We start from the raw sequence: 21,957 nt of genomic DNA, 5'->3' as shown, positions 1-21,957 counted from the left end.
CAATGATCAAGAAGGTCGTCGCTGCTGCGGCTGCCACCGGTGGGCTGGTTCTCGCGGGTGCGGGCCTCGCCGTCGCCGATTCCGGTGCCCAGGGTGCCGCCGTGCACTCCCCGGGTGTCCTTTCCGGCAACGTCATCCAGGTGCCCGTGCACGTCCCGGTGAACGTCTGCGGCAACACGGTCAACGTGATCGGGCTCCTGAACCCCGCCTTCGGCAACACCTGCATCAACAAGTGACGCCGGCTCCCTGAGGGGGCGTCTTTTTGCGAGCCGTCGGCCTCGGAGCGCGCGCCATGCGCTCCGAGGCCGACCGGCCTTTCTGCACCGCTCCACGTCCCGGACCGGTGTACGCGGAATTTCGAAGGCAGGGGGGAACTCAGCATGCGACAAGGCACCCGCAAGGGCCTGATGACCATGGCCGCGGCGACCGGCGTGATCGCCGCCGCGAGCGGCTACGCCCACGCCGACTCGGGCGCGCACGGCACCGCCGGCGGCTCACCCGGCGTACTGTCCGGCAACACGGTGCAGGCGCCGGTGCACGTGCCGGTGAACGTCTGCGGCAACACCGTCGACGTCGTCGGGCTCCTCAACCCGTCGGCCGGCAACGCCTGCGCCAACCGGGGCGGCGGGTCCGGGGGTTACGGCGACTCGGGTTACGGCGACTCGGGCCACCACGGCTCGCACGCCGGCGGCCACACCGGTGGCTCACCGGGCGTCGGTTCCGGCAACACCGTCCAGGTACCGATCGACGTTCCCGTGAACGTCTGCGGCAACAGCGTCGACGTCATCGGCGCCGGAAACGCCACCACGGGTGACGACTGCGTCAACGGCGGAGGCGGTCACCACACCCCGCCGGGCGACGGCCACGGCAACCCGCCCGGCCACCCGGGCCACCCCGGGCATCCGGGCCATCCGGGGCACCCGGGCACTCCCGGTCATCCGGGGCACCCCGGCACGCCCGGTCACCCCGGTACGCCGGGTCACCCCGGTACGCCGGGTCACCCCGGCACTCCCGGTACGCCGGGTCACCCCGGTACGGGTACGCCCGGCAAGGGCGGCCACACGTCCCACGGGTCCACCCAGGTCCACGCGCAGACCGCCGGTTCGACCCGGACACCCGCCACCGCCCAGCTCGCCCACACCGGCAGTGACGTCCCGCTGGGCCTGGCCCTGCCGGTCGGCGCCGGGGCGCTGCTCGCGGGCGCGGTCCTCTACCGCAAGGCACGGGCCGCGGCGTAGACACGACGCCGGACACGCAGCGGGCCCCGCCGTCCCGGCGGGGCCCGCTGCGTTCACCTGTCCTGTCGTGTCCGGTTCCTGTCCGTCCGTCTCACCAGGTGGCGCGCACCTGGCGGATGATGCGCCGGCGCAACCGCACCCTGCGGCTGCCGTCGCGCAGCAGGCTCAGTCGGTCCAACTCCCAGTGTCCGTACTCGGCATGGTCGGTCAGCAGACGCGTGGCCTCCTTGCGGGAGACCCCGCGAGGCACGTACACGTCGACAAATTCGTATTCCGGCATCGCATCTATTGTGCGGGCTGGTGCCCGGTACGGATAGCGTCTGCACTATGTCTGATGCTGCGCAGCCCACCGCTGCCGAGGTACGCGCCGCCGCCGAAGCGGTGAAGACCGCGCTCGACCGCCACCTGGCTGCGGTCGAAGGCCGGTCGGGGGAGGACGACCCGGCCGTCTCCGAGGCGTTCAACCAGCTGGCCGCGGCCGCCGAGGCGTACGACGAGGTGCTCTACGACCGCTACGACGAAGTCACCCCCTTCGAGATCCCGGGTGCGGAGGACACGCTGCCGCCCTACGCCGGCCCCGAGGAGCCGAACGCCGTCAGCGTGCTGATCCGCCGCGACTACACCGTGGCGGAACCCCAGCGGCTGCTGGCGCAGGCCCAGCGGGTCGAGGCGGCCGAGTACGAGGACATCGGCGGCGACGGAAACGGTGCCGGCGCGACCCTCCCCGGGGCGCTGGGCATCCTGTTCGGCGAGTTCGAACCGGACGAGATCGCCTCCCGGCACAAGGAGTTCGGCCTGGAGGAGGGCGACTCCACGCTCTGGGTCACCGCGACCGACGAGGCCCCCGAGGCCGGGGAGTGGCTGGAAGCCCCGTTCGAGCAGGTCGATCCGCAGCAGGTGGTGTGCCGGTTCGACGTCAGCGCGGTGTTCGACGACGAGGACGACGACGGGGACGACGAGGACGATCTCGAATTCGTCGAGGACACGGGCGACGTGGACGAGGCCGTCGACGTGGACGACGCCGAGGACGCCGGGAGGTGATCCCGGCCCGCGGTGCCGTCACGACCCGGGGCCGGCACGGCACCGCCGGACCCCGCCCGCGCGGCTGACGGCCACCGGACCCCGCCGTCGCGGCTGACGGCCACCGCGACGGGGGAGCGGGCCGGCGTCAGTCCGGCGTCGGCACCTGCGAGCGCAGCAGCGTCTGGAGCCGGGTCGTGCGCGGCTTGGCCGTGATCTCCGCGACCGCCTTCGGCAGCGCCTGCTCCACTCCGTGCACCACGGACAGATGCCGCTCCGCCCGGCCGAACGCCGTGTACACCCAGGGCCTGCTGAGCGCCTGCGCCGCGTCGCCGGGCAGCACCACGACCGCCGCGGGCCAGCGCGCGCCGACCGCCTGGTGCGCGGTGAGCGCCCAGCCGTGCCGCACACAGGCCTCCACCCGCTCTCGCGGTACGACCACGGGGGCGCCCGCGCAGGTCAGGTGCAGCCCCTCGGTGTCGGCCTTGACCACCACTCCCGGCACGGCACGGCCCGGCGCGGGGGAGTGCACGATCCGGTCGCCCGGGTCGAAGCCGCCGAAGCGGCCCGGACCGGGGTTGAGCCGCTCCTTCAGGGCGGAGTTGAGAGCCCGCGTGCCCACGGCACCGCCGTGCCCGGGGGTGATGACCACGGTCTGCTCGGCGGGGACGCCGATCGCCCGCGGTACCGAGTCGGCGACCAGCTGCACGGTCCGGTGCACGGCTTCGCCCGCGTCGCGCACCGGCACGATGACGATCTCCTTGCCGGGCGCGTCCACCTGGTTCAGCTCGCCCACGCCGACACCGGAGACCAGCTCGCCGAGCGGGCCGGGGTCGGGGACGCGGGAGGCGATCTGGGGGCAGTTCCGAGCGGCGAGGAGATCCGCGAAGACCCGCCCCGGACCGGCAGACCAGAGCACCCCCGGGTCTCCGCTGAGCAGCAGCCGGGCACCGTCGGGCAGTGACTCCACCAGCATCGCGGCGTGCTCCACGTCCAGCTGGGGCGCGTCCAGCACGATCAGCAGATCGAGTTCCAGCGCACCGTCGGCGTCCCGGCCGGGCCCCTCGGCGCCGGAAAGGAGTCCGTCGACCGTGCCCACGCCGTGCTCCGCCGGCTCCCCGCCGGACAGCGCCGCGAGGCGGTCCCGCCCGTCCGCGGTGTGACAGGCGGCGAAGGCCCGCAGGCCCGCGGCCCGGGCGGCGTCGAGCAGCGCCGCCGGTTCGGCGCGGGCCGCCTCCCCGCCGGTGTGCAGCACCAGGCCGTGCCCCGCGACCGCGCGGACCAGCTCGGCCGGCCCCCGGGACACCCCGGCGACGGCCCCCTCCCAGGCCTGCTCGGCCTCCTTCGGCAGGGAGTTGACCAGCCGGGCCAGGCCGTCGGCGAGGCTCTCCTCCGCCATCGCGTACCGCTCCAGGGCGACGAGGGCCCGGACCGGCCGCTCGGCCTCCTCCTCCTCCTCCTCGGCGTCCTCCTCCCGCACGGCCGGGGCGCCGGGCTCGTCCAGCGGGTCCTGGAACATCAGGGCCTCGCCCTCGGCGAGCGCCTCCTGCACCGCCTCGTCCGGGCCGGGCACCCCCTGCCGGCCCAGAGCCGTGATGAGCGTGGACAGGTCCAGGGCGGTGTGGCCGGCCGTGGCGGCCTGCTCCAGCAGCCAGACCGTGAGCGCGCGGCCCCGCCGCTCGTCGTCCGGACCGCAGGCGGCACCGAGCAGCGCCCGCGCGAAGCCGTCGGCCTGCTCGGGCCTGACACCGGCGACCCGGAGCAGCTGCCACGGGTCCTCCCGCAGCGCCGTGTCGGCGCCCTCACCGAGAGCCGCGGCCACCTGGACGGCCAGCGAATCCGGTGCGCCGCCCTCGGTCAGCACCCGGCGCGCCGCCTCCACGACCTGCGGTGCGGGCGCGTCGGACACGACGGACGCGACGGGCACGGCATGGGCCGGGGCGGGCGCGGGCTGGGGACGCCGGACGGGCTCCGCAGCCGGGTCCCGCGGGGCGGGCGCGGGTGCGGCCGACATCGCGGCCACCGGTTTCCGGCCGCTCTCCACCGCGCGTACGGCCGCGAGCAGGTCGGCCGCCGTGCCGCTGAGCTTGGCACCGCTGGCGATCGGGGCGTCGCGTTCGGCCTTGCGCCGCTCGATGCGCTCCCGCTCGATCCGCTGCGCGGCCAGCTCGGCCGCCGCCTCGGACCGCTCGGCGGGCCCACCCTCCTTGCCCTCGGTGAGGTCCGCGTCCCCCTCGGCGCCGCCGGACCCCGCCGTCTCCCCGGTGTCCTGCCCGGACTCCTGCGTCTCCCCGGTGTCCTGCCCGGACTCCTGCGTCTCCCCGGTGTCCTGCCCGGACTCCTCCGGTTGCCCGGTGTCCTGCGCACGGCTCTCCTCGGGCGCCGCTTCCGGGCCCGCCGTCCCCGGATCGTCCGGTGTCCCCGGCCCGGCTTCCTCCGTGGTCTCCGGCTCCGTGCTCACAGCGTGCTCCAGTCGTGATCGGGATAGCGGTGCACGGGCGCCGACACATCGTCCAGCGCCCGGCAGATCTCGTCAGGAAGACTAAGGGCCTCCACTGACAACGCGGCCGTGAGCTGCTGCGCGTTGCGCGCGCCGACGATCGGCGCGGCCACGCCCGGCCGGTCCCTGACCCAGGCGAGCGCCACCTGAAGGGGGGTGACCGCGAGCCCGTCGGCGGCGGTCGTCACCGCGTCCACGATGCGTGTCGCCGTGTCGTCCAGGTACGGCTCGACGAACAGCGCCAGGTGTTCGGAGGCGCCACGCGAGTCCGGCGGAGTGGCATGGCGGTACTTGCCGGTCAGCACGCCCCGCCCGAGCGGGGAGGACGGCAGCAGACCGACACCGAGATCGAGCGCGGCGGGCAGCACCTCGCGCTCCGCGCCCCGCTGGAGCAGCGAGTACTCCAGCTGCGTGGCGGCCAGCCGGGTCCGGGTGCCCGGCGCCGCGAGCTGCCAGGTGGCCGCCTTGGCGAGCTGCCAGCCGCAGAAGTTGGAGACGCCCGCGTACCGGGCGCGCCCGCTGCTGACGGCCAGATCGAGGGCCTGGAGCGTCTCCTCGAGCGGGGTCTCGGGGTCGTAGGCGTGGACGTGCCACAGGTCGACGTGATCGGTGCCCAGGCGGGCCAGGGACGCGTCGAGCGCGGCGAGCAGGTGGCCGCGCGAGCCGTCGTAGCGACGGTCGGGATCGGGGACGCTGCCCGCCTTGGTGGAGATCACCAGGTCCCGGCGCGGCACCAGGCCGTCCATGAGCCGCCCGAGCAGATACTCCGCCTCCCCGTCGCCGTACACGTCGGCCGTGTCGACCAGGGTCCCGCCGGCATCCCAGAACGCCTTCAGCATGTCCGCGGCGTCGTGCTCGTCGGTGTCCCGGCCCCAGGTGAGGGTGCCGAGCCCGATCCGGGACACACGCAGGCCGGTACGGCCTAGATGCCTCTGCTCCATGCGGGCGAGATTACTGGCCAGAGCCTCTGCCGTGGGTGGCCTGTGGACAACCGGTTCCGCCCAGGTCCTCGGCGCTCCGGGCGCCCGTCCGCCCTGCGTACCCTGCCCCCGGGCGCCACCGCGCGCTAGGGTCACCCCCACAGGGACGTTACTCACGGGTAAGGGGAATGGGCCATGCAGCTCGGGATCAACCTCGGCTACTGGGGTGCCGGAATGGACGGGGACAATCTGGCCGTGGCCCAGGAGGCCGACCGGCTGGGGTTCTCCGTGTGCTGGGCCGCCGAGGCCTACGGGTCCGACGCGGCCACGGTGCTCAGCTGGGTCGCCGCGCAGACCGAGCGCATCGACGTCGGCTCCGCCATCTTCCAGATCCCGGCCCGGCAGCCCGCGATGACCGCGATGACGGCCGCGACGCTCGACTCCCTGTCCGGCGGCCGGTTCCGGCTCGGCCTCGGCGTCTCCGGACCGCAGGTCTCCGAGGGCTGGTACGGCGTCAAGTTCGACAAGCCGCTGGCGCGCACCCGCGAGTACGTGGAGATCGTCCGCCGGGCGATGACCCGGGAGCGGCTGACCTACGAGGGCGAGCACTGGACGCTGCCGCTGCCCGGCGGCCCGGGCAAGCCGATCAAGCTCACCGTCCACCCGGAGCGTGAGCACATCCCGCTGTACATCGCCGCGATCGGCCCGAAGAACCTGGAGCAGACCGGCGAGATCGCCGACGGCGCGCTGCTGATCTTCCCCGCCGCGGAGCACCTGGAGGAGACCACCCTCAAGCACCTGCGCGCCGGCCGGGAGAAGGCGGGGCTCACCCTCGACGGCTTCGACGTCTGCCCGACCCTGCCGCTCGCCGTCGGCGAGGACAAGGACGTGGCCCGGCTCGCCGACACCTTCCGCCCCTACACCGCGCTGTACGTCGGCGGCATGGGCAGCGCCAAGCAGAACTTCTACAACCAGCTCGCGCAGCGCATGGGTTACGAGAAGGAGGCCGCCGAGATCCAGCAGAAGTACCTGTCCGGGGACAAGCAGGGCGCGGCGGCCGCCGTGCCGCAGGACCTCATCGACAAGACCGCGCTGCTGGGCTCCGTGGACCGCATCGCCGACCGGATGAAGGCCTACGCGGCCGCCGGCGTGACCACCCTCAGCCTCGCCCCCGCCGGCTTCACGCTCGACGAGCGGCTCGCCTCCCTGCGGGCCGGCAGCGAGGCCCTGGAGCGCGCCGGCCTCGCCTGACCGGAGGGAAGTTTCCGCGGCCGTGGTGGGGGCTCGGGGGTCTTCCCCGCCACGGCCGTCACGAGGATCAACGCGCCCGGCGGCAGGCGGTTACGACCTCGGCGCGTCCGTCTTTCGGCCGATCGGCTCACCCCCTGTTGCGACCCCACTCTGCCCGCAATTGACTCGTTCTTTGCGGAATCCTGCAGAGAGGTGTCTGCCATGCTGTCGGCCAAGCGTCTGTTCCAGGAGATCCTCGGCAACGACGAGTCCTTCCGGCTCTTCTGCTCCATCGCCGCGGGCGGAGAGGCCCAGGGCGGCTGGGAGAACGGGCGCATCGCCGCACTGGTGCCGCACAGCCAGCGGGCCCTCGCCCCCAAGATCGCCCGCCACGGCGCCGACGAGGACAAGCACGGCCGCATCTTCACCGCCCTGCTGCGCAGACGCGGGCTCACCCCGTGCCCCGTCCCGCCCGAGACCGACTACACGATGCTCCTGGAACGGCGCGGCATCGGCCTCGCCCACGACCGGCTCGCCCGGCAGGAACCGCTGACCGAAGGCGACCTCGTCGTCTACCTCGCGCACAGCAGGGTCACCGAACAGCGCGCCGGCGAACAGATGCGGCTGCTCCTGCGGCACTTCGCCGGCCACCCGGAGATCGGCCGCGCCGTCCGCGTGATCGCGCACGACGAGGACAACCACCTCGCCTACACCCACGAGGAACTGCTGCGCCTCGCCGCCGCCGGGCACGGCCGGCTGATCCTGCGCACCCTGCGCGCGTGCGCGCTCGCCGAGATCCGCGTCCACCGCGACGTCAGCCTCGCCGTCATGGCGCACATGGGCCGCATCCTCGGCTGGCCGAGACCCCGGGCCGCGCTGCTCGCGGCCGGCATCCACACCGTGTACGCCTGGGAACGCCTCGCCGGCTGGCGCCGCATGGTCGCCCTCCGCATGCCCGAGCGCCGTGACGCCCTCGGCGGCCCGGCACCCGCCCCGGCCGCCGAGTACGCCTGAGGACGCCGCCTCACAGCCAGCCGCGCCGCTTGAACAGCCGGTACAGCAGCACCTCCAGCACGGCCATCACGGCGATCACCACCGGGTACGCCCACAGCCAGTGCAGCTCGGGCATGTGCTCGAAGTTCATGCCGTAGATCCCCGCGATCATCGTGGGAACCGCCGCCATCGCCGCCCAGGCCGAGATCTTCCGCATGTCGTCGTTCTGCCGCACGCTCATCTGCGCCAGATGCGCCGACAGGATGTCCGACACCAGCCGGTCCAGGCCGTCCACGGACTCGTTGACCCGCATGAGGTGGTCGCTCACGTCACGGAAGAAGGGCCGCGCCTTCTCGTTCACGAACGGCACCTCGCCGCCGAGCTGCCCCACACCGGCCAGCCGGGTCATCGGCACGGCCAGCGGGCCGGTGGCCCGGCGGAACGCCAGTACCTGCCGTTTGAAGGTGTAGATCCGGGACGCGGTGTTGCGCGAGCCGCCGGTCTCCGGCTGGAACACCTCCGCCTCCAGCTCCTCCAGGTCGGTCTGCAGTTCCGTCGCCACCTCCAGATAGTGGTCGACGACGGCGTCGGAGATCGCGTACAGCACCGAGGTCGGGCCCTTGTCCAGCAACTCGGGCTCCGCCTCCAGCCGGTGCCGTACCGCCGCCAGCGGCGAACCCTCGCCGTGCCGGACGGTCACCGCGAAACCGTCACCTATGAAGATCATGATCTCGCCGCTCGAGACGGTGTCGCTCTCCGGCTCGTAGACGACCGGCTTGAGCACCAGGAACAGCGAGTCGTCGTACACCTCGAGCTTCGGGCGCTGATGCGCCTTGAGCGCGTCCTCCACCGCCAGCGGATGCAGCCCGAACTCCCGGGTGACCAGGTCGAACTCCCGCTCGGACGGCTCGTGCAGCCCGATCCACACGAAGCCGCCCGCCGCCCGCGCCTCCTCGAGCGCGTCCGACAGGTCCTCCGGGCCCTCCGTACGGTGCCCGTGCCGGTAGATGGCACAGTCCACGATCACGTGCCGCATCCTCCCTTCGCCCGGTCGCCGCCGCACGGCGGCGACCACCTACCCTTGCCGCATGCCCACCCTGATCCTCGTAAGGCACGGACGGTCCACCGCCAACACCTCGGGCGTGCTCGCCGGGTGGTCGCCGGGCGTCGCCCTGGACGAGCGCGGCGCCGCGCAGGCCGCCGCGCTGCCGGGCCGGCTCGCGGGCCTGCCCCTCTCCGAGGTGGTCGTCAGCCCGCTCCAACGCTGCCAGGAGACGGTCCGGCCGCTGCTGGAGGCCCGCCCGGAACTGCGCCCCCACACCGACGAGCGGATCGGGGAGTGCCACTACGGCGACTGGACCGGCCGCAAGCTCGCCGAGCTCACGGACGAGCCGCTGATGGAGGTCGTCCAGGCCCACCCGTCGGCCGCCGCCTTCCCGGGCGGCGAGTCCATGCGGGCCATGCAGACCCGCGCCGCCGAGGCCGTACGCGAGTGGAACGCGCGCGTGGAGGCCGAGCACGGCGCCGACGCCGTCTACCTGATGTGCTCCCACGGTGACATCATCAAATCCCTCGTCGCCGACGCCCTCGGACTCCATCTCGACCTCTTCCAGCGGATCTCCGTGGAACCGTGTTCCATCACCGCGATCCGCTACACCCGCCTGAGGCCGTTCCTCGTCCGCCTCGGCGACACCGGGGATTTCGCTTCCCTCGCCCCGCGCGAGGAACCCGGCGAGGGCGACGCACCGGTCGGAGGCGGTGCGGGCGCACCGTGATCGTCGGGCGCAGTAGGGTGAAGCGACCCACCGCGTCGCCCATCCGTATGGCCCGCACCACCGAAACTCTCGAACCCACTGGAGACAGGACGTGTCCCGTCAGGTGTTCCTCTACGACCAGCCGGACCGCTTCGTGGCCGGCACGGTCGGACTGCCCGGGCGCCGTACGTTCTTCCTCCAGGCCACCGCAGGCCCCCGGGTGACCAGCGTGGCCCTGGAGAAGACCCAGGTCGCCGCACTCGCCGAGCGCATGGACGAACTGCTCGACGAGGTCGTGCGCCGCAGCGGGGGCAGCGCCGCGGTCCCCGCCATGGCACCCACCGAAGTCGCCGACAGCGCCCCGCTGGAGACCCCCATCGAGGAGGAGTTCCGCGTCGGCACCATGGCCCTGGCCTGGGACGGCGAGGACCAGTGCATGATCGTCGAGGCGCAGGCCCTCGTCGAACTGGACGCGGACAACGACGAGGACCTGGCCGAGGCCGAGGAGCGGCTCCTCCAGGACGAGGAGAACGGGCCCCCGATGCTGCGGGTCCGGCTGAGCGGCGCGCAGGCCCGGGCCTTCGCCAAACGCGCCCTGGACGTCGTCAACGCCGGGCGGCCGCCGTGCCCGCTGTGCAGTCTCCCGCTCGACCCGGAAGGACACGTATGTCCGCGCCAGAACGGATACCGCCGCGGAGCGTGACGGACGACGGCACGGCCGCCGCCGACCTGCTCGCGCACGGTGAGCTGACCGTACGCGGCCGCATCCGCGAGGCGTCCAACGCGGCACTGTTCTGCACGGTCGCCCGCGACGGCGTGCAGGCCTCCTGCATCTACAAGCCCGTGGCGGGGGAGCGCCCCCTGTGGGACTTCCCCGACGGCACCCTCGCCGGCCGGGAGGTGGCCGCCTACGAGGTCTCCGAGGCTACCGGCTGGGGCCTGGTACCGCCCACCGTCCTGCGCGACGGGCCGTACGGCGAGGGCATGTGCCAGCTCTGGATCGACGTCCGGCCCGAGTCCGAGCTGCTCGCCCTGGTCGACGGCGAGGAACCGGAGCCGGGCTGGAAGGCGATCGGGTTCGCCGACGTCGGCGAGGGCCGCACCGCGCTGCTCGTGCACGCCGACGACGAACGGCTGCGCCGGCTCGCCGTCCTCGACGCGGTGATCAACAACGCCGACCGCAAGGGCGGCCATCTGCTGCCCACCGCCGACGGCCGGCTCTACGGCATCGACCACGGCGTCACCTTCAACGTCGACGACAAGCTGCGCACGCTGCTGTGGGGCTGGGCCGGGGAACCGCTCACCCCCGAGGCGGCCGACGTCCTCGGAGGGCTGCGGCAGGCCCTGGACGGGCAGCTGGGACAGCGGCTGGCCAAACTCCTCACCGCGGCCGAGATCGACGCCACCCGCGCGCGTGTCGACGCGCTGCTCACCGCCGGCCGGCACCCCGAACCGAGCGGGGAGTGGCCGGCGATCCCCTGGCCACCGGTGTGAGCCCGGGGGCGGTGCCCGCACACCGCCGCCGGGGGCTCGGGAGCGTTCGAACGGCTATCCGGCCCGATCCCGTTCGTTGCCGCAGCTCGCCGCCGGTTAGGCTCATGTACATGCATGCCTGGCCCGCTTCCGAGGTCCCCGCCCTGCCTGGTCAGGGCCGCGACCTGAGGATCCACGACACCGCGACCGGCGGCCTCGTCACCCTCGACCCCGGTCCCGTCGCCCGCATCTACGTGTGCGGCATCACGCCGTACGACGCGACCCACATGGGTCATGCGGCGACCTACAACGCGTTCGACCTCGTCCAGCGCGTGTGGCTCGACACCAAGCGGCAGGTCCACTACGTCCAGAACGTGACCGACGTCGACGATCCGCTGCTGGAACGCGCGGAGCGGGACGGCGTCGACTGGGTCGCCCTCGCCGAGAAGGAGACGGCCCTCTTCCGCGAGGACATGACCGCCCTGCGGATGCTCCCGCCCCAGCACTACATAGGCGCCGTCGAGGCGATACCCGGCATCGTCCCGCTGGTGGAGAGGCTGCGCGAACTCGGCGCCGCCTACGAGCTGGACGGCGACATCTACTTCTCCGTCGAGTCCGACCCGCACTTCGGCCAGGTCTCGAACCTCGACGCGGCCGCCATGCGGCTGCTGTCCGCCGAGCGCGGCGGCGACCCGGAACGCCCGGGCAAGAAGAACCCGGTCGACCCGATGCTGTGGATGGCCGCCCGCGAGGGCGAGCCCAGCTGGGACGGCGGCTCGCTCGGCCGGGGCAGGCCCGGCTGGCACATCGAGTGCGTGGCCATCGCCCTCGACCACCTCGGGATGGGCTTCGACGTCCAGGGCGGCGGTTCCGACCTGGCGTTCCCGCACCACGAGATGGGCGCCTCGCACGCCCAGGTGCTCACCGGCGAGTTCCCGATGGCCAAGGCGTACGTGCACGCCGGCATGGTCGCCCTGGACGGCGAGAAGATGTCGAAGTCCAAGGGCAACCTGGTCTTCGTCTCCCGGCTGCGCCGTGACGGTGTCGACCCCGCCGCCATCCGCCTCGCGCTGCTCGCCCACCACTACCGCGCCGACTGGGAGTGGACCGACCAGGTGCTGCGGGACGCCGTCGACCGTCTCGGCCGCTGGCGCGCGGCGGTCTCCCGGCCCGACGGCCCGTCCGCCGACGCGCTCGTGGAGGAGATCCGCGAGGCCCTGGTGAACGACCTGGACGCGCCCGCGGCGCTCGCCGCGGTCGACCGCTGGGCGGCCCGCCAGGAGGAGCAGGGCGGTAGCGACATCGGAGCGCCGGGACTGGTGAGCCGGGCGGTGGACGCGCTGCTGGGCGTGGCCCTGTGACCACCGGCGGCAGCGGCCGGTAGACAGCGAGAGGGGGCGGTTCCCGGCCGGGAACCGCCCCCTCGTCGCTGTCCTCAGTCCTCCGGGCCGTCCTCGTCCTCGCCCTTCGGGCCGCTCCCGGCCGCACCGCCGCCGGAAGAACCCGAACCGCCGGAGGTGTCCGGCTTCGACGGGCGCGGCCTGCCGCCCGGGTTGTCCCGCAGGAACGAGCCGCCCTCGCCGCCCTCGGCCGTCGCGTGGCCGCCCGGCGGACCGGCATCCCGGCGCCGCAGGTACCGCTCGAACTCGCGGGCGATCGCCTCGCCCGACGCCTCCGGCAGCTCGGCCGTGTCCCGGGCCTCCTCCAGCGTCTGCACGTACTCCGCGACCTCGCTGTCCTCGGCGGCCAGCTGGTCCACGCCCACCTGCCAGGCGCGCGCGTCCTCGGGCAGCTCGCCCTGCGGGATGCGCAGGTCCAGCAGGTCCTCCAGGCGGTTGAGCAGTGCCAGGGTGGCCTTCGGGTTCGGCGGCTGGGAGACGTAGTGCGGGACGGCCGCCCACAGCGACACCGCCGGCACCCCGGCGTGCGCGCACGCCTCCTGGAGGACGCCGACGATGCCCGTCGGGCCTTCGTACTTGGTCTCCTCCAGGTCCATGCGGCGGGCCAGGTCCGCGTCGGACGTGACCCCGCTGACCGGCACCGGACGCGTGTGCGGGGTGTCCCCGAGCAGGGCGCCCAGGACGACCACCAGCTCCACGCCCAGCTCGTGCGCGAAGCCGAGCAGCTCGTTGCAGAACGAGCGCCAGCGCATGGACGGCTCGATGCCGCGGACCAGCACGAGATCGCGCGGCTTGTCGCCGCCGACACGGACCACCGACAGCCTCGTCGTGGGCCAGGTGATCTTGCGCACACCGTCTTCCATGAACACCGTGGGGCGGTTCACCTGGAAGTCGTAGTAGTCCTCGGCGTCCAGGGCCGCGAACACCTCGCCCTTCCACTCGCGTTCCAGATGCGCGACCGCCGTGGAGGCGGCGTCGCCGGCATCGTTCCAGCCCTCGAACGCGGCCACCATGACTGGGTCGATCAGCTCGGGAACCCCCTCCAGCTCGATCACCCAGTGCCTCCTTCCGACGTGCCCTCGCTTGACCCACCAACCTTACGGCGTCCGGCGGGGGCGTCCGCAGCCCCCTCGTACGGGGGTGGTGAACGGATCACTGCCCCGATCCCCACCCCGGAACACCCCCGGTCGGCGGCGAGCCCGCGCGGCCCGTGCCGGGCATTTCCCGGGGTGACGCGCGAACGCGGCGCCACCCCGGGGGTGGCGCCGCGCCGGGCCGGGATCCGTCAGCCGAACGCCTTGACGGCCTGGTAGTACGTCCACGCCGTGCCGTTGCAGGTCGTCTTCGTGGCGCCGGAGTAGCCGTTGCACACCCGCTTGAGGTCCTCGTACAGGGCGCTGTCCAGGCGCGCCTTGTTGGCGCTGAAGGTGCCGGCCGCCTTGTAGTTGCGGTAGCCGAAGTCGTGGCGGGCGCAGGAGAGCGAGAAGGGGAAGCCGAAGGGGTTGTCCGGGGAGGAGCTGCAGTAGTCGGTGGACCAGTCGAACTGGTAGGCCGCCCAGGCCGACTGGTTCGCGCGGGCCGCGGCCCAGGTGCTGTAGCTGGACGCGCTGGTCTGCGTCCAGGTGGCGAGCACCTGGGGCTTGTCGGCGGGAGCCGCGGTGGCCGAGCCGGCGGTCGCGGTGACGGTGACGAGGGCCATGGCCGAGGCGGCGAGGCCGGTGGCGAGTCTGCGGTGCATCCCACACCTCCAGGAGACCTGCGATCCGGCCATCGGACCGCAGGTGCATGACAATGGAGGCGGGGGCTGTAGCTCCCCTTTAACGTGCTCCGGCCGCTCCCACAGGGCGGAAGGGGACGGCGGCCGCCGCCCCCCCCGTACGCCTCACCGCCCGGTCAGCTCCAACTCCAGCAGCCACTCCACGACTTCGGTGTGGTGCCGGGCCTGCCGCGGATCCGCGCCCCACACGTACAGCCCGTGCCCGGCGACCACCACCGCGGGCATCCGCGGGTCCCGGGCCGCCTCCAGCCGGTCGCCCAGCTCCGCCATGTCCTGGCTGTTGGCGACGACCGGCAGCCTCACCTCGACCCCGTGCGCGGGCTGTCCGACCCCCTTGAGCATCTCCAGGTCCCGCAGGAGGATCCCGCCGGGCTTCCGGCGCCCCATCGCCACCGACGCCACCGTGTGCACGTGCACCACCGCGCCCGCACCGGTCGACGCGGCCACCCGCGCGTGCAGCGCGGCCTCCGCCGACGGCCGGCCGCCCTGCACGGCCGCGCCCCGCTCGTCCACCAGCACCACGTCGGCGGAGGTCAGCTCCCCCTTGTCACGGCCGCTCGCGGTCACCGCGAGCCGCAGCGGATCACGGGACAGCACCACCGACAGGTTCCCCGACGTACCCCGCATCCAGCCGAACGAGGCGAACCGGGCGGCCTCGGCGGCCAGCACCGCCCCCGCCTCGGCCAGGTCCCGCGCACCGCCGCCCGCGCTCACCCGCCGCTCCGCACCACGGTGATCGCGTCGAACGTCCCCGCCTCCGCGTGGTCGCCGGCACCCCGCGCGAAGTACGGCTCCCCGGGCCGCCGCACCCCGACCGTCCGCCACCCCGCCGCCCGCGCCGCGTCCAGCTCACCGGCACGGTCGGACAGGAACAGCAGCCGGCCCGGCGCGACACCCGTCGCCGACGCGATACGGCGGTACGACTCGGGCTGCTGCTTCGGTCCCGCGTTCTCGGTGTCGTACAGACCGGAGAGCAGCGGCAGCAGATCACCGCCCGGCGCCGAGGAGAACCAGGCCCGCTGCGCGGCCACCGACCCGGACGAGTAGACGTACAGCCGGACGCCCGCCGCGTGCCAGTCGCGCAGCGCCGGGACCACGTCGTCGTAGAAGTGCGGGACCAGGTCGCCCCGGGCGAACCCCTCGCGCCAGACGAGCCCCTGAAGGGTCTTCAGGGCGGTCTCCTTGCGGTCCTCGTCCAGCCAGGCGTTGAGCGTCTTCTCCACCCGGACCGCGTCGGCGTCCGGTTCCCCCGTCACCTCCCGCACCCGCGCCACCGCCCGCGCCACCTCGGGCTCCCCGGCGCGCTCGGTGAGCAGCGCGGCGAACCGGGCGCGCGAGTACGGGTACAGGACGTCCACGACGAACCGCGTGGCGCTCGTCGTGCCCTCGATGTCGAGCACCACGGCGTCCGCCCTCAGGCGCAGGCTCACCCGGCGGCCCCGTCCCGCTCGTACCCGGCGGTCAGCGTGTCGTGGTCCGGGAACAGGGAGGCGATGGCGGAGCCGGTGAAGTTGCCGATCCAGCCGTCCTCCTGGTGGAAGAAGCGGATCGCGGTGAACGACGGCCGCGTGCCCATGTCGAACCAGTGCGTGGTCCCGCGCGGCACGCCCAGCAGATCGCCCCGCTCGCACAGGACCGCGTGCACCTCCCCGTCCACGTGCAGGTAGAAGACACCCGAGCCGGAGACGAAGAAGCGGACCTCGTCATCGTCGTCGTGGGTGTGCTCCTGGAGGAACTTCTCGCGGGCGGCCTCCGCCCGCACCGGGTACTCCGGGTCGTCACCGGGGTGCAGGCCGAGCACGTCGACGGTGGTGAAGCCCTCCTCCGCGCTCAGCCGGTCGATCTCCGGCCCGTACGCGGCGAACACCGCCTCGCCGCCGGCGTCGGCGGGCACGTCAGCGCGGACCGGCCACTGCTCGTAGCGCACCCCGAGGGGCTTCAGGGCGGCCGCGATCTCGGCGGGGTCCGAGGTACGGCGGACCACGGTGTCGGGGCCGGACTCGGGCCAGGTCGTCAACAGGGTCATGGCAGCAACTCCCGCGGTGTTCGGGGGACTTCAGGACACCGAGACAAGCACCCGGGGAGCGGCCAGGGGAAGAGGGCGTGGTCCCGGCGGACCGCCGCCGGACACACGGAAGGGGCGGCTCCGTCGTCGGGAGCCGCCCCCTCACGCCGATCCGGACCCGGTACGGGGGTCCGGAACGCGATGCCGGCCGGTCCAGGTCAGGGGAGGAGCGGACCGGCCGGCACCGACACCTACTTCTTGTCGAGCAGGCCCTGCACCTTGTCGCGGACCTCGTCCGTGGCCAGGCCGCGGATCGTCAGGGTCGTACGGCGGCGCAGGACGTCGTCCGCCGTCTCGGCCCACTCGTGGTCGCGGGCCCACACGACCTGCGCCCAGATCTCCGGGGCCTCCGGGTGGACGCGCTCGGCCAGTTCCGGCTGCTCGTTGGCCAGCCGGGCGATGTCGAACGCCAGCGAACCGTAGTGGGTGGCCAGGTGCTTGGCCGTGTCGGCGGCCATCCGCGGACCCGGCGCCGGGTGGTCCACCAGCAGACGGTGGGCGACCGCGCGCGGGTTGGCGACACCCGGCAGCGGCAGCTTCTTCGGCAGCGAGGAGATCGGCTCGAAGTCGTCGCCGAGCGGGTGGCCCGGCAGCTCCTCCAGCTTCTGCATCACCGTGCGGCCGATGTGCCGGAAGGTGGTCCACTTGCCGCCCGCGACGGACAGCATGCCGCCCCTGCCCTCGGTGACGACCGTCTCGCGCTTGGCCTTGGCCGTGTCGCCGGGGCCGCCCGGCAGCACACGCAGACCGGCGAAGGCGTAGGTGATCAGGTCACGCTGCAGCTGCTGGTCCCGGACGGAGAACGCGGCCTCGTCCAGGATCTGGGTTATGTCCTTCTCGGTGACGGACACGTCCGCCGGGTCGCCCTCGAACTCCTCGTCGGTCGTGCCGAGTAGCAGCATGTCCTCCCAGGGGAGGGCGAAGGTGATGCGGTACTTGTCGATCGGGGTGGCCAGCGCCGCCTTCCACGGGGAGGTGCGCTTGAGCACCAGGTGCGCGCCCTTGGACAGGCGGATGGACGGCGCCGCGTTCGGGTCCTCCATCCGGCGCAGGTGGTCGACCCACGGGCCGGTGGCGTTCAGCACCAGACGGGCGTTGACGCCGAACTCGTCCCCGGAGGTCCGGTCCTTGAGGTCGGCACCGGTGACCCGGCCCTTGGTGAAACGCAGCCCGGTGACCTCGGCGTGGTTGAGGACGACCGCGCCCGCCTCGACGGCCGCGCGGACCGTCATCAGCGCCATGCGCGCGTCGTTCATCTGGTCGTCGCCGTACACGGCCACGGCCTTGAGGTTCTCGGTGCGCAGCTCGGGCACGTCCTGCGCCGCCTTGGCGGGGGAGAGCAGGTGGCCCACGCCGTCACCGAAGGCGGAGAGCGCGGAGTAGGCGAAGACGCCCGCGCCGAGCTTCGCCGCGCCGTGCGGGCCCCCCTTGTACACGGGGAGGTAGAAGGTGAGCGGGTTCGCCAGGTGGGGGGCCACCTGGCGGGAGACCGCACGGCGCTCGAAGTGGTTCTCCGCCACCAGCTTCACCGCGCCGGTCTGCAGGTAGCGCAGACCGCCGTGGAGCAGCTTGGAGGAGGCGGAGGAGGTGGCACCGGCGAAGTCGCCGGCGTCGACCAGCGCCACCCTGAGCCCGGACTGCGCGGCGTGCCAGGCGGTAGAGATGCCCAGGATGCCGCCGCCGATCACAAGAAGGTCGTACGACGCCTTGGAGAGCTGCTCCCTGGTCTCGGCCCGGCTCGGGTTCGAGCCGGAGGCGGGGTGCGTCCCCAGGGCAGGCACGGACTTCAGGGTGGACTGACTGGTCATGTCGGGTACTTACTCCTCGTCAGAGCTTTCTGAGCGGTTCGGGCCGCTCAGTCCTCGTCCTCGATCCAGCCCATGGTCCGGTCGACGGCCTTGAGCCAGTTCTTGTACTCACGGTCGCGGGTGTCCGCGTCCATCTGGGGGGTCCATTCGGCGGCCCGGCGCCAGTTGGCGCGCAGTTCGTCGGTGCTGGACCAGAAGCCGACGGCCAGGCCGGCGGCGTAGGCGGCGCCGAGGCAGGTGGTCTCGGCGACCATCGGGCGCACCACGGGTGCGTCCAGGACGTCGGCGAGGGTCTGCATCAGCAGGTTGTTGGAGGTCATGCCGCCGTCGACCTTCAGGGCCACCAGCTCGTCGCCGGAGTCCTTCACCATGGCGTCCGCGATCTCCCGCGTCTGCCAGGCGGTGGCCTCCAGCACGGCACGCGCGAGGTGGGCCTTGGTCACGTACCGGGTCAGACCGGCGATCACACCGCGGGCGTCGGAACGCCAGTGCGGGGCGAACAGACCGGAGAAGGCCGGCACGAAGTAGGCGCCGCCGTTGTCCTCGACCGAGAGCGCGAGCGTCTCGATCTCGGCGGCGGTGGAGATCAGGCCCATCTGGTCGCGCATCCACTGCACCAGGGAGCCCGTGACGGCGATCGAGCCCTCCAGGGCGTACACCGTCGGCTGCTCGCCGATCTTGTAGCCGACCGTGGTCAGCAGACCGGCGTAGGAGTTGATGATCTTGTCACCGGTGTTCATCACCATGAAGGTGCCGGTGCCGTAGGTCGACTTGGTCTCGCCCTCCGAGTAGCAGCACTGGCCGAACAGGGCCGCCTGCTGGTCGCCGAGCGCGGAGGCGACCGGGATGCCGCCGAGCAGGTCGCCGAGCTTGCCGCCGGTGACCTCGCCGTAGACCTCGGCCGAGGAACGGATCTCGGGCAGGATCTGCAGCGGCACGCCGATGGACTCGGCGATCTTCGGGTCCCACTGCATGGTGTGCAGGTTCATCAGCAGGGTGCGCGAGGCGTTGGTGACGTCGGTGACGTGCCGGCCGCCGTCGACACCGCCGGTCAGGTTCCAGATGACCCAGCTGTCCATGGTGCCGAAGAGGATGTCGCCCGCCTCGGCGCGCTCCTGGAGGCCGTCGACGTGGTCGAGCAGCCAGCGGGCCTTCGGACCGGAGAAGTACGAGGCCAGCGGCAGGCCGGTCTCGCGGCGGAAGCGGTCCTGGCCGACGTTGCGGCCCAGCTCCCGGCAGAGGGCGTCGGTGCGGGTGTCCTGCCAGACGATGGCGTTGTGGACGGGCTCACCGGTGTTCTTGTCCCACAGCACGGTGGTCTCGCGCTGGTTGGTGATGCCGATGGCCTTGATGTCGTCGCGGGTGATGCCGGCCTTCTGGATGGCCCCGGCGACGACCTCCTGGACGTTGGTCCAGATCTCGTTGGCGTTGTGCTCGACCCATCCCGGCTTCGGGAAGATCTGCTCGTGCTCCTTCTGGTCGACGGAGACGATCCGGCCGTCCTTGTCGAAGACGATGCAGCGCGAGGAGGTCGTGCCCTGGTCGATGGCCGCGATGAACGGGCCTGCGGTGTGGGCGTCGGTCACTGTGTGCTCCTGGAAGATCCGTGGTGTTGGGGCTGTACGTACGGCGCGTGCCGGGAAGTCCTGGTGCTTCTTAAGCGAATGCGACGTTGTAGATGCCTGCACCGATGGCGCCGCCGATCAGCGGGCCGACCACCGGGATCCAGGCGTAGCTCCAGTCGGAACCGCCCTTGTTGGGCAGGGGCAGCAGGGCGTGCACGATGCGCGGGCCGAGGTCACGGGCCGGGTTGATCGCGTAGCCCGTCGGGCCGCCCAGGGAGAGACCGATCGAGACCACCACGAGCGCGGTGATCAGACCGCCGAGGACGCCGAGGCCGTTGCCCTTGTCGTTCAGGCCCTGGGTGAGGACCGCGAGGATCAGCACCACCGTGCCGATGATCTCCGTGGCGAGGTTCTGCGCGATGTTCCGGATCTCCGGGCCGGTGGAGAAGACGCCGAGGACCGGGCCCGCGCCCTTCTCCTGGGCCTCGACGGCCTTGGCCGCGGTGGCCTGCGCGCCCGGACCGCCGACGATCTCCTTGTCGGTGAGGTGCGCGTGGAACTGGCCGTAGTAGGCGAGCCACACCAGAGTCGCGCCGATCATCGCGCCGAGCAGCTGGCCGGCGAAGTAGGTCGGAACGTTGCTCCATTCGCCGTCCTTGATCGCCAGGGCGACGGTCACGGCCGGGTTGAGATGGGCGCCCGAGAGCGGCCCGGAGATGTAGACGGCCGTCAGTACGGCGAAGCCCCACCCGAAGGTGATGGCGAGCCAGCCGGCGTTACGGGCCTTGGAGGCCTTCAGCGTCACGGCGGCGCAGACGCCGCCGCCGAGCAGGATGAGTATGGCGGTACCGATGGTCTCGCCGATGAAGATGTCGGAGCTGGACACCCGCGACTCCTTTGTCCTTCGTCCAGGGGTAGCCGAACCCCGGGTCCCTCCGGGGGTCTGGCGCCCTCGGGGGTGAGAGCGATGAGCTGGCCCTTGGCGTTGTCACACTCTAACGCGTATTGCCGGTAGGTGTTCGACAATGCCGACCGATGGACGGGAGTCTTGCTTCGGCGTTACGCGTGCGTCAAGAGTTCTGTTATCGAAAACAGGATCGTTATTGATCGCTGCCGGTTATCGCTCTTCCCTGCGCTGACATACCTTCTCGCCCTATATGTCCATTTCAGAGTATGGCGAGAACCGGAACGCCGCCCGGCGTCCCGGTCACCCACTCGCAGGAGCGCGCAGCGCTCAGAAACGGCCCGCGCCCAAGTCCCTGGAGACGGCCCGGGCGCAGTCGCGCACCGCGGCGATCAGTTCGGGGCGCAGCTCGCCCTCCCGGCACAGCCGCTCCACGGCACCGGTGATGCCGACCGCACCCACGGGCATCCGCCGCCGGTTGTGGATGGGCGCCGCGACGGACGCCACCCCCTCGTACGTCTCCTCCACGTCGGCCGCGTACCCACGCGCGCGCGTCAGGTCGAGAAGATGCTCGAAGTCGCCCGCGTCGCACACCGTGCGGTCCGTGAAGGGCTTGCGGTCGGCCTCCAGCACCTCGCTGTGCGCCACCGGGTCGTACGCCGACAGGACCTTGCCCAGCGCCGTGGAGTGCAGCGGCTGCATCGCCCCGATCTCCAGCACCTGCCGGCTGTCGTCCGGCCGGAAGACGTGGTGCACGATCAGCACGCCCTGCTGGTGCAGGACGCCCAGGTACACGCTCTCCCCGCTGGAGCGGGCCAGGTCGTCCGTCCACACCAGCGCCCGCGCCCGCAGCTCGTGCACGTCGAGATAGGTGGTGCCCAGGCGCAGCAGCTCCGCGCCCAGCTGGTAGCGCCCCGAGGCGTCGTCCTGCTCCACGAAGCCCTCCTGCTGGAGGGTGCGCAGGATGCCGTGGGCCGTGCCCTTGGCGAGGCCCAGCGACGAGGCGATGTCCGACAGGCCGAGGCGCCGCTCGCCGCCCGCCAGTAGCCGCAGCATCGCGGCCGCCCGTTCGAGCGACTGGATGTTCCGTGCCATCGCCGTCCTGCCTCCGTCTCCTCCGACCGCCGACGATCGCCGTCGACGCCGTCCACTGGTGTCGACCGCAGTCGTACACCGTCGTACGTCGTGTTAACCGCCGTTCGGCAATGTCGAACACTACCGGTCGATGCCGACCTCCCGCTAATGGTCCGACGACACCTGTTACATCACACGTGGCCCGGACGTGGTGCCGGGGCCATCCGCGTCCGCCT

At 72.6% G+C, this 21,957-nt stretch carries 22 protein-coding genes; 9 read left to right on the top strand and 13 right to left on the bottom strand.

What is annotated here, in order from left to right:
* The first annotated feature begins 2 nt into the window (after positions 1-2).
* Together chpH and N8I86_RS38995 are read left to right on the top strand one after the other, a co-directional pair.
* Entirely contained in the window at positions 3-236 is a 234-nt protein-coding gene (gene chpH / locus N8I86_RS09290; RefSeq protein ID WP_073899767.1) for a chaplin ChpH, read from the top strand.
* A 144-nt stretch (positions 237-380) separates the two neighbouring features.
* Positions 381-1,238: a chaplin gene (locus N8I86_RS38995; RefSeq protein ID WP_317633600.1), complete on the top strand. Its 858-nt coding sequence runs from the start codon at positions 381-383 to the stop codon at positions 1,236-1,238.
* A gap of 91 nt (positions 1,239-1,329) precedes the next feature.
* Here the strand turns inward: N8I86_RS38995 and N8I86_RS09275 are convergent, their stop codons facing one another.
* Positions 1,330-1,518: a DUF5703 family protein gene (locus tag N8I86_RS09275; protein ID WP_014671721.1), complete on the bottom strand. Its 189-nt coding sequence runs from the start codon at positions 1,516-1,518 to the stop codon at positions 1,330-1,332.
* A 47-nt stretch (positions 1,519-1,565) separates the two neighbouring features.
* Here N8I86_RS09275 and N8I86_RS09270 point away from each other — a divergent pair, with 47 nt between their 5' ends.
* Positions 1,566-2,279 (top strand): hypothetical protein, encoded by a 714-nt coding sequence (locus tag N8I86_RS09270; RefSeq protein WP_123438424.1) that lies wholly within the window; start codon positions 1,566-1,568, stop codon positions 2,277-2,279.
* A 127-nt stretch (positions 2,280-2,406) separates the two neighbouring features.
* Here the strand turns inward: N8I86_RS09270 and N8I86_RS09265 are convergent, their stop codons facing one another.
* On the bottom strand, positions 2,407-4,719 hold the full coding sequence (locus tag N8I86_RS09265) for a helix-hairpin-helix domain-containing protein (RefSeq protein ID WP_263277553.1): 2,313 nt from the start codon (positions 4,717-4,719) through the stop codon (positions 2,407-2,409).
* Positions 4,716-5,699, bottom strand: a complete 984-nt coding sequence (locus N8I86_RS09260) for an aldo/keto reductase (RefSeq protein WP_073899758.1) — start codon at positions 5,697-5,699, stop codon at positions 4,716-4,718. Before N8I86_RS09260 ends, N8I86_RS09265 begins: the two co-directional genes overlap by 4 nt.
* Before the next feature lie 174 nt (positions 5,700-5,873).
* On the opposite strand from N8I86_RS09260, the gene N8I86_RS09255 reads away from it, so the two are divergent.
* Both N8I86_RS09255 and N8I86_RS09250 read left to right on the top strand, forming a co-directional pair.
* Entirely contained in the window at positions 5,874-6,929 is a 1,056-nt protein-coding gene (locus N8I86_RS09255; protein WP_123438427.1) for an LLM class F420-dependent oxidoreductase, read from the top strand.
* A gap of 201 nt (positions 6,930-7,130) precedes the next feature.
* On the top strand, positions 7,131-7,922 hold the full coding sequence (locus N8I86_RS09250) for a hypothetical protein (RefSeq protein ID WP_073899753.1): 792 nt from the start codon (positions 7,131-7,133) through the stop codon (positions 7,920-7,922).
* A gap of 10 nt (positions 7,923-7,932) precedes the next feature.
* Here the strand turns inward: N8I86_RS09250 and corA are convergent, their stop codons facing one another.
* A complete protein-coding gene (gene corA, locus N8I86_RS09245) occupies positions 7,933-8,928 on the bottom strand; it encodes a magnesium/cobalt transporter CorA (protein WP_073899751.1) in 996 nt (331 codons plus the stop codon).
* A 61-nt stretch (positions 8,929-8,989) separates the two neighbouring features.
* On the opposite strand from corA, the gene N8I86_RS09240 reads away from it, so the two are divergent.
* The 4 genes from N8I86_RS09240 to mshC all read left to right on the top strand — a co-directional run bounded on the left by N8I86_RS09240 (position 8,990) and on the right by mshC (position 12,489).
* Positions 8,990-9,676 carry a histidine phosphatase family protein gene (locus N8I86_RS09240; RefSeq protein ID WP_073899749.1) on the top strand — a complete coding sequence of 229 codons (687 nt, stop codon included), beginning with the start codon at positions 8,990-8,992 and terminating at the stop codon, positions 9,674-9,676.
* Positions 9,677-9,767: 91 nt separating this feature from the next.
* Positions 9,768-10,358 carry a DUF3090 domain-containing protein gene (locus tag N8I86_RS09235; protein WP_073899746.1) on the top strand — a complete coding sequence of 197 codons (591 nt, stop codon included), beginning with the start codon at positions 9,768-9,770 and terminating at the stop codon, positions 10,356-10,358.
* Positions 10,322-11,149 (top strand): SCO1664 family protein, encoded by an 828-nt coding sequence (locus N8I86_RS09230; protein WP_073899744.1) that lies wholly within the window; start codon positions 10,322-10,324, stop codon positions 11,147-11,149. The genes N8I86_RS09235 and N8I86_RS09230 overlap by 37 nt, the downstream gene beginning before the upstream one ends.
* A 110-nt stretch (positions 11,150-11,259) precedes the next feature.
* Positions 11,260-12,489 carry a cysteine--1-D-myo-inosityl 2-amino-2-deoxy-alpha-D-glucopyranoside ligase gene (gene mshC, locus N8I86_RS09225; RefSeq protein WP_073900078.1) on the top strand — a complete coding sequence of 410 codons (1,230 nt, stop codon included), beginning with the start codon at positions 11,260-11,262 and terminating at the stop codon, positions 12,487-12,489.
* A gap of 74 nt (positions 12,490-12,563) precedes the next feature.
* On the opposite strand, the gene N8I86_RS09220 is transcribed toward mshC, so the two are convergent.
* From N8I86_RS09220 to N8I86_RS09180, 9 genes are all read right to left on the bottom strand, one after another.
* Complete coding sequence (locus N8I86_RS09220; protein ID WP_073899742.1) at positions 12,564-13,583, bottom strand: PAC2 family protein; 1,020 nt, start codon at positions 13,581-13,583, stop codon at positions 12,564-12,566.
* Positions 13,584-13,813: 230 nt separating this feature from the next.
* Positions 13,814-14,266 (bottom strand): phospholipase, encoded by a 453-nt coding sequence (locus N8I86_RS09215; protein ID WP_263277552.1) that lies wholly within the window; start codon positions 14,264-14,266, stop codon positions 13,814-13,816.
* A gap of 144 nt (positions 14,267-14,410) precedes the next feature.
* Positions 14,411-15,019, bottom strand: coding sequence for a methylthioribulose 1-phosphate dehydratase (gene mtnB, locus N8I86_RS09210; RefSeq protein ID WP_263277551.1), 609 nt, complete (start codon positions 15,017-15,019; stop codon positions 14,411-14,413).
* Positions 15,016-15,735 (bottom strand): acireductone synthase, encoded by a 720-nt coding sequence (mtnC, locus tag N8I86_RS09205; protein WP_263277550.1) that lies wholly within the window; start codon positions 15,733-15,735, stop codon positions 15,016-15,018. Before mtnC ends, mtnB begins: the two co-directional genes overlap by 4 nt.
* The gene (locus tag N8I86_RS09200) at positions 15,732-16,331 is read right to left on the bottom strand and encodes a 1,2-dihydroxy-3-keto-5-methylthiopentene dioxygenase (protein ID WP_263277549.1); all 600 of its coding nucleotides are present in this window, start codon (positions 16,329-16,331) and stop codon (positions 15,732-15,734) included. Before N8I86_RS09200 ends, mtnC begins: the two co-directional genes overlap by 4 nt.
* A 230-nt stretch (positions 16,332-16,561) precedes the next feature.
* Positions 16,562-18,178: a glycerol-3-phosphate dehydrogenase/oxidase gene (locus tag N8I86_RS09195; RefSeq protein WP_263277548.1), complete on the bottom strand. Its 1,617-nt coding sequence runs from the start codon at positions 18,176-18,178 to the stop codon at positions 16,562-16,564.
* 47 nt (positions 18,179-18,225) lie between these two features.
* Positions 18,226-19,764 carry a glycerol kinase GlpK gene (gene glpK / locus N8I86_RS09190; protein ID WP_073899730.1) on the bottom strand — a complete coding sequence of 513 codons (1,539 nt, stop codon included), beginning with the start codon at positions 19,762-19,764 and terminating at the stop codon, positions 18,226-18,228.
* A gap of 70 nt (positions 19,765-19,834) precedes the next feature.
* Positions 19,835-20,629: an MIP/aquaporin family protein gene (locus tag N8I86_RS09185; RefSeq protein WP_123438434.1), complete on the bottom strand. Its 795-nt coding sequence runs from the start codon at positions 20,627-20,629 to the stop codon at positions 19,835-19,837.
* Positions 20,630-20,977: 348 nt separating this feature from the next.
* Positions 20,978-21,742: an IclR family transcriptional regulator gene (locus tag N8I86_RS09180; RefSeq protein WP_073899725.1), complete on the bottom strand. Its 765-nt coding sequence runs from the start codon at positions 21,740-21,742 to the stop codon at positions 20,978-20,980.
* Between the last annotated feature and the right edge of the window lie 215 nt (positions 21,743-21,957).

Origin of the sequence: Streptomyces albidicamelliae, assembly GCF_025642175.1 — a bacterium.
Lineage (GTDB): Bacteria > Actinomycetota > Actinomycetes > Streptomycetales > Streptomycetaceae > Streptomyces > Streptomyces albidocamelliae.
The sequence above is the reverse complement of the archived record's forward strand: the minus strand, read 5'-3'. Positions and strand labels throughout refer to the sequence as shown.

Bases quoted from the DNA above. Each gene is read 5' to 3' on its own strand.
- N8I86_RS09230 (WP_073899744.1), top strand. From the start codon at position 10,322: ATGTCCGCGCCAGAACGGATACCGCCGCGGAGCGTGACGGACGACGGC.
- chpH (WP_073899767.1), top strand. From the start codon at position 3: ATGATCAAGAAGGTCGTCGCTGCTGCGGCTGCCACCGGTGGGCTGGTT.
- mshC (WP_073900078.1), top strand. From the start codon at position 11,260: ATGCATGCCTGGCCCGCTTCCGAGGTCCCCGCCCTGCCTGGTCAGGGC.
- N8I86_RS09195 (WP_263277548.1), bottom strand. From the start codon at position 18,178: ATGACCAGTCAGTCCACCCTGAAGTCCGTGCCTGCCCTGGGGACGCAC.
- N8I86_RS09250 (WP_073899753.1), top strand. From the start codon at position 7,131: ATGCTGTCGGCCAAGCGTCTGTTCCAGGAGATCCTCGGCAACGACGAG.
- N8I86_RS09200 (WP_263277549.1), bottom strand. From the start codon at position 16,331: ATGACCCTGTTGACGACCTGGCCCGAGTCCGGCCCCGACACCGTGGTC.
- N8I86_RS09260 (WP_073899758.1), bottom strand. From the start codon at position 5,699: ATGGAGCAGAGGCATCTAGGCCGTACCGGCCTGCGTGTGTCCCGGATC.
- N8I86_RS09180 (WP_073899725.1), bottom strand. From the start codon at position 21,742: ATGGCACGGAACATCCAGTCGCTCGAACGGGCGGCCGCGATGCTGCGG.
- N8I86_RS09270 (WP_123438424.1), top strand. From the start codon at position 1,566: ATGTCTGATGCTGCGCAGCCCACCGCTGCCGAGGTACGCGCCGCCGCC.
- N8I86_RS09240 (WP_073899749.1), top strand. From the start codon at position 8,990: ATGCCCACCCTGATCCTCGTAAGGCACGGACGGTCCACCGCCAACACC.
- N8I86_RS09255 (WP_123438427.1), top strand. From the start codon at position 5,874: ATGCAGCTCGGGATCAACCTCGGCTACTGGGGTGCCGGAATGGACGGG.
- N8I86_RS38995 (WP_317633600.1), top strand. From the start codon at position 381: ATGCGACAAGGCACCCGCAAGGGCCTGATGACCATGGCCGCGGCGACC.
- N8I86_RS09275 (WP_014671721.1), bottom strand. From the start codon at position 1,518: ATGCCGGAATACGAATTTGTCGACGTGTACGTGCCTCGCGGGGTCTCC.
- N8I86_RS09215 (WP_263277552.1), bottom strand. From the start codon at position 14,266: ATGCACCGCAGACTCGCCACCGGCCTCGCCGCCTCGGCCATGGCCCTC.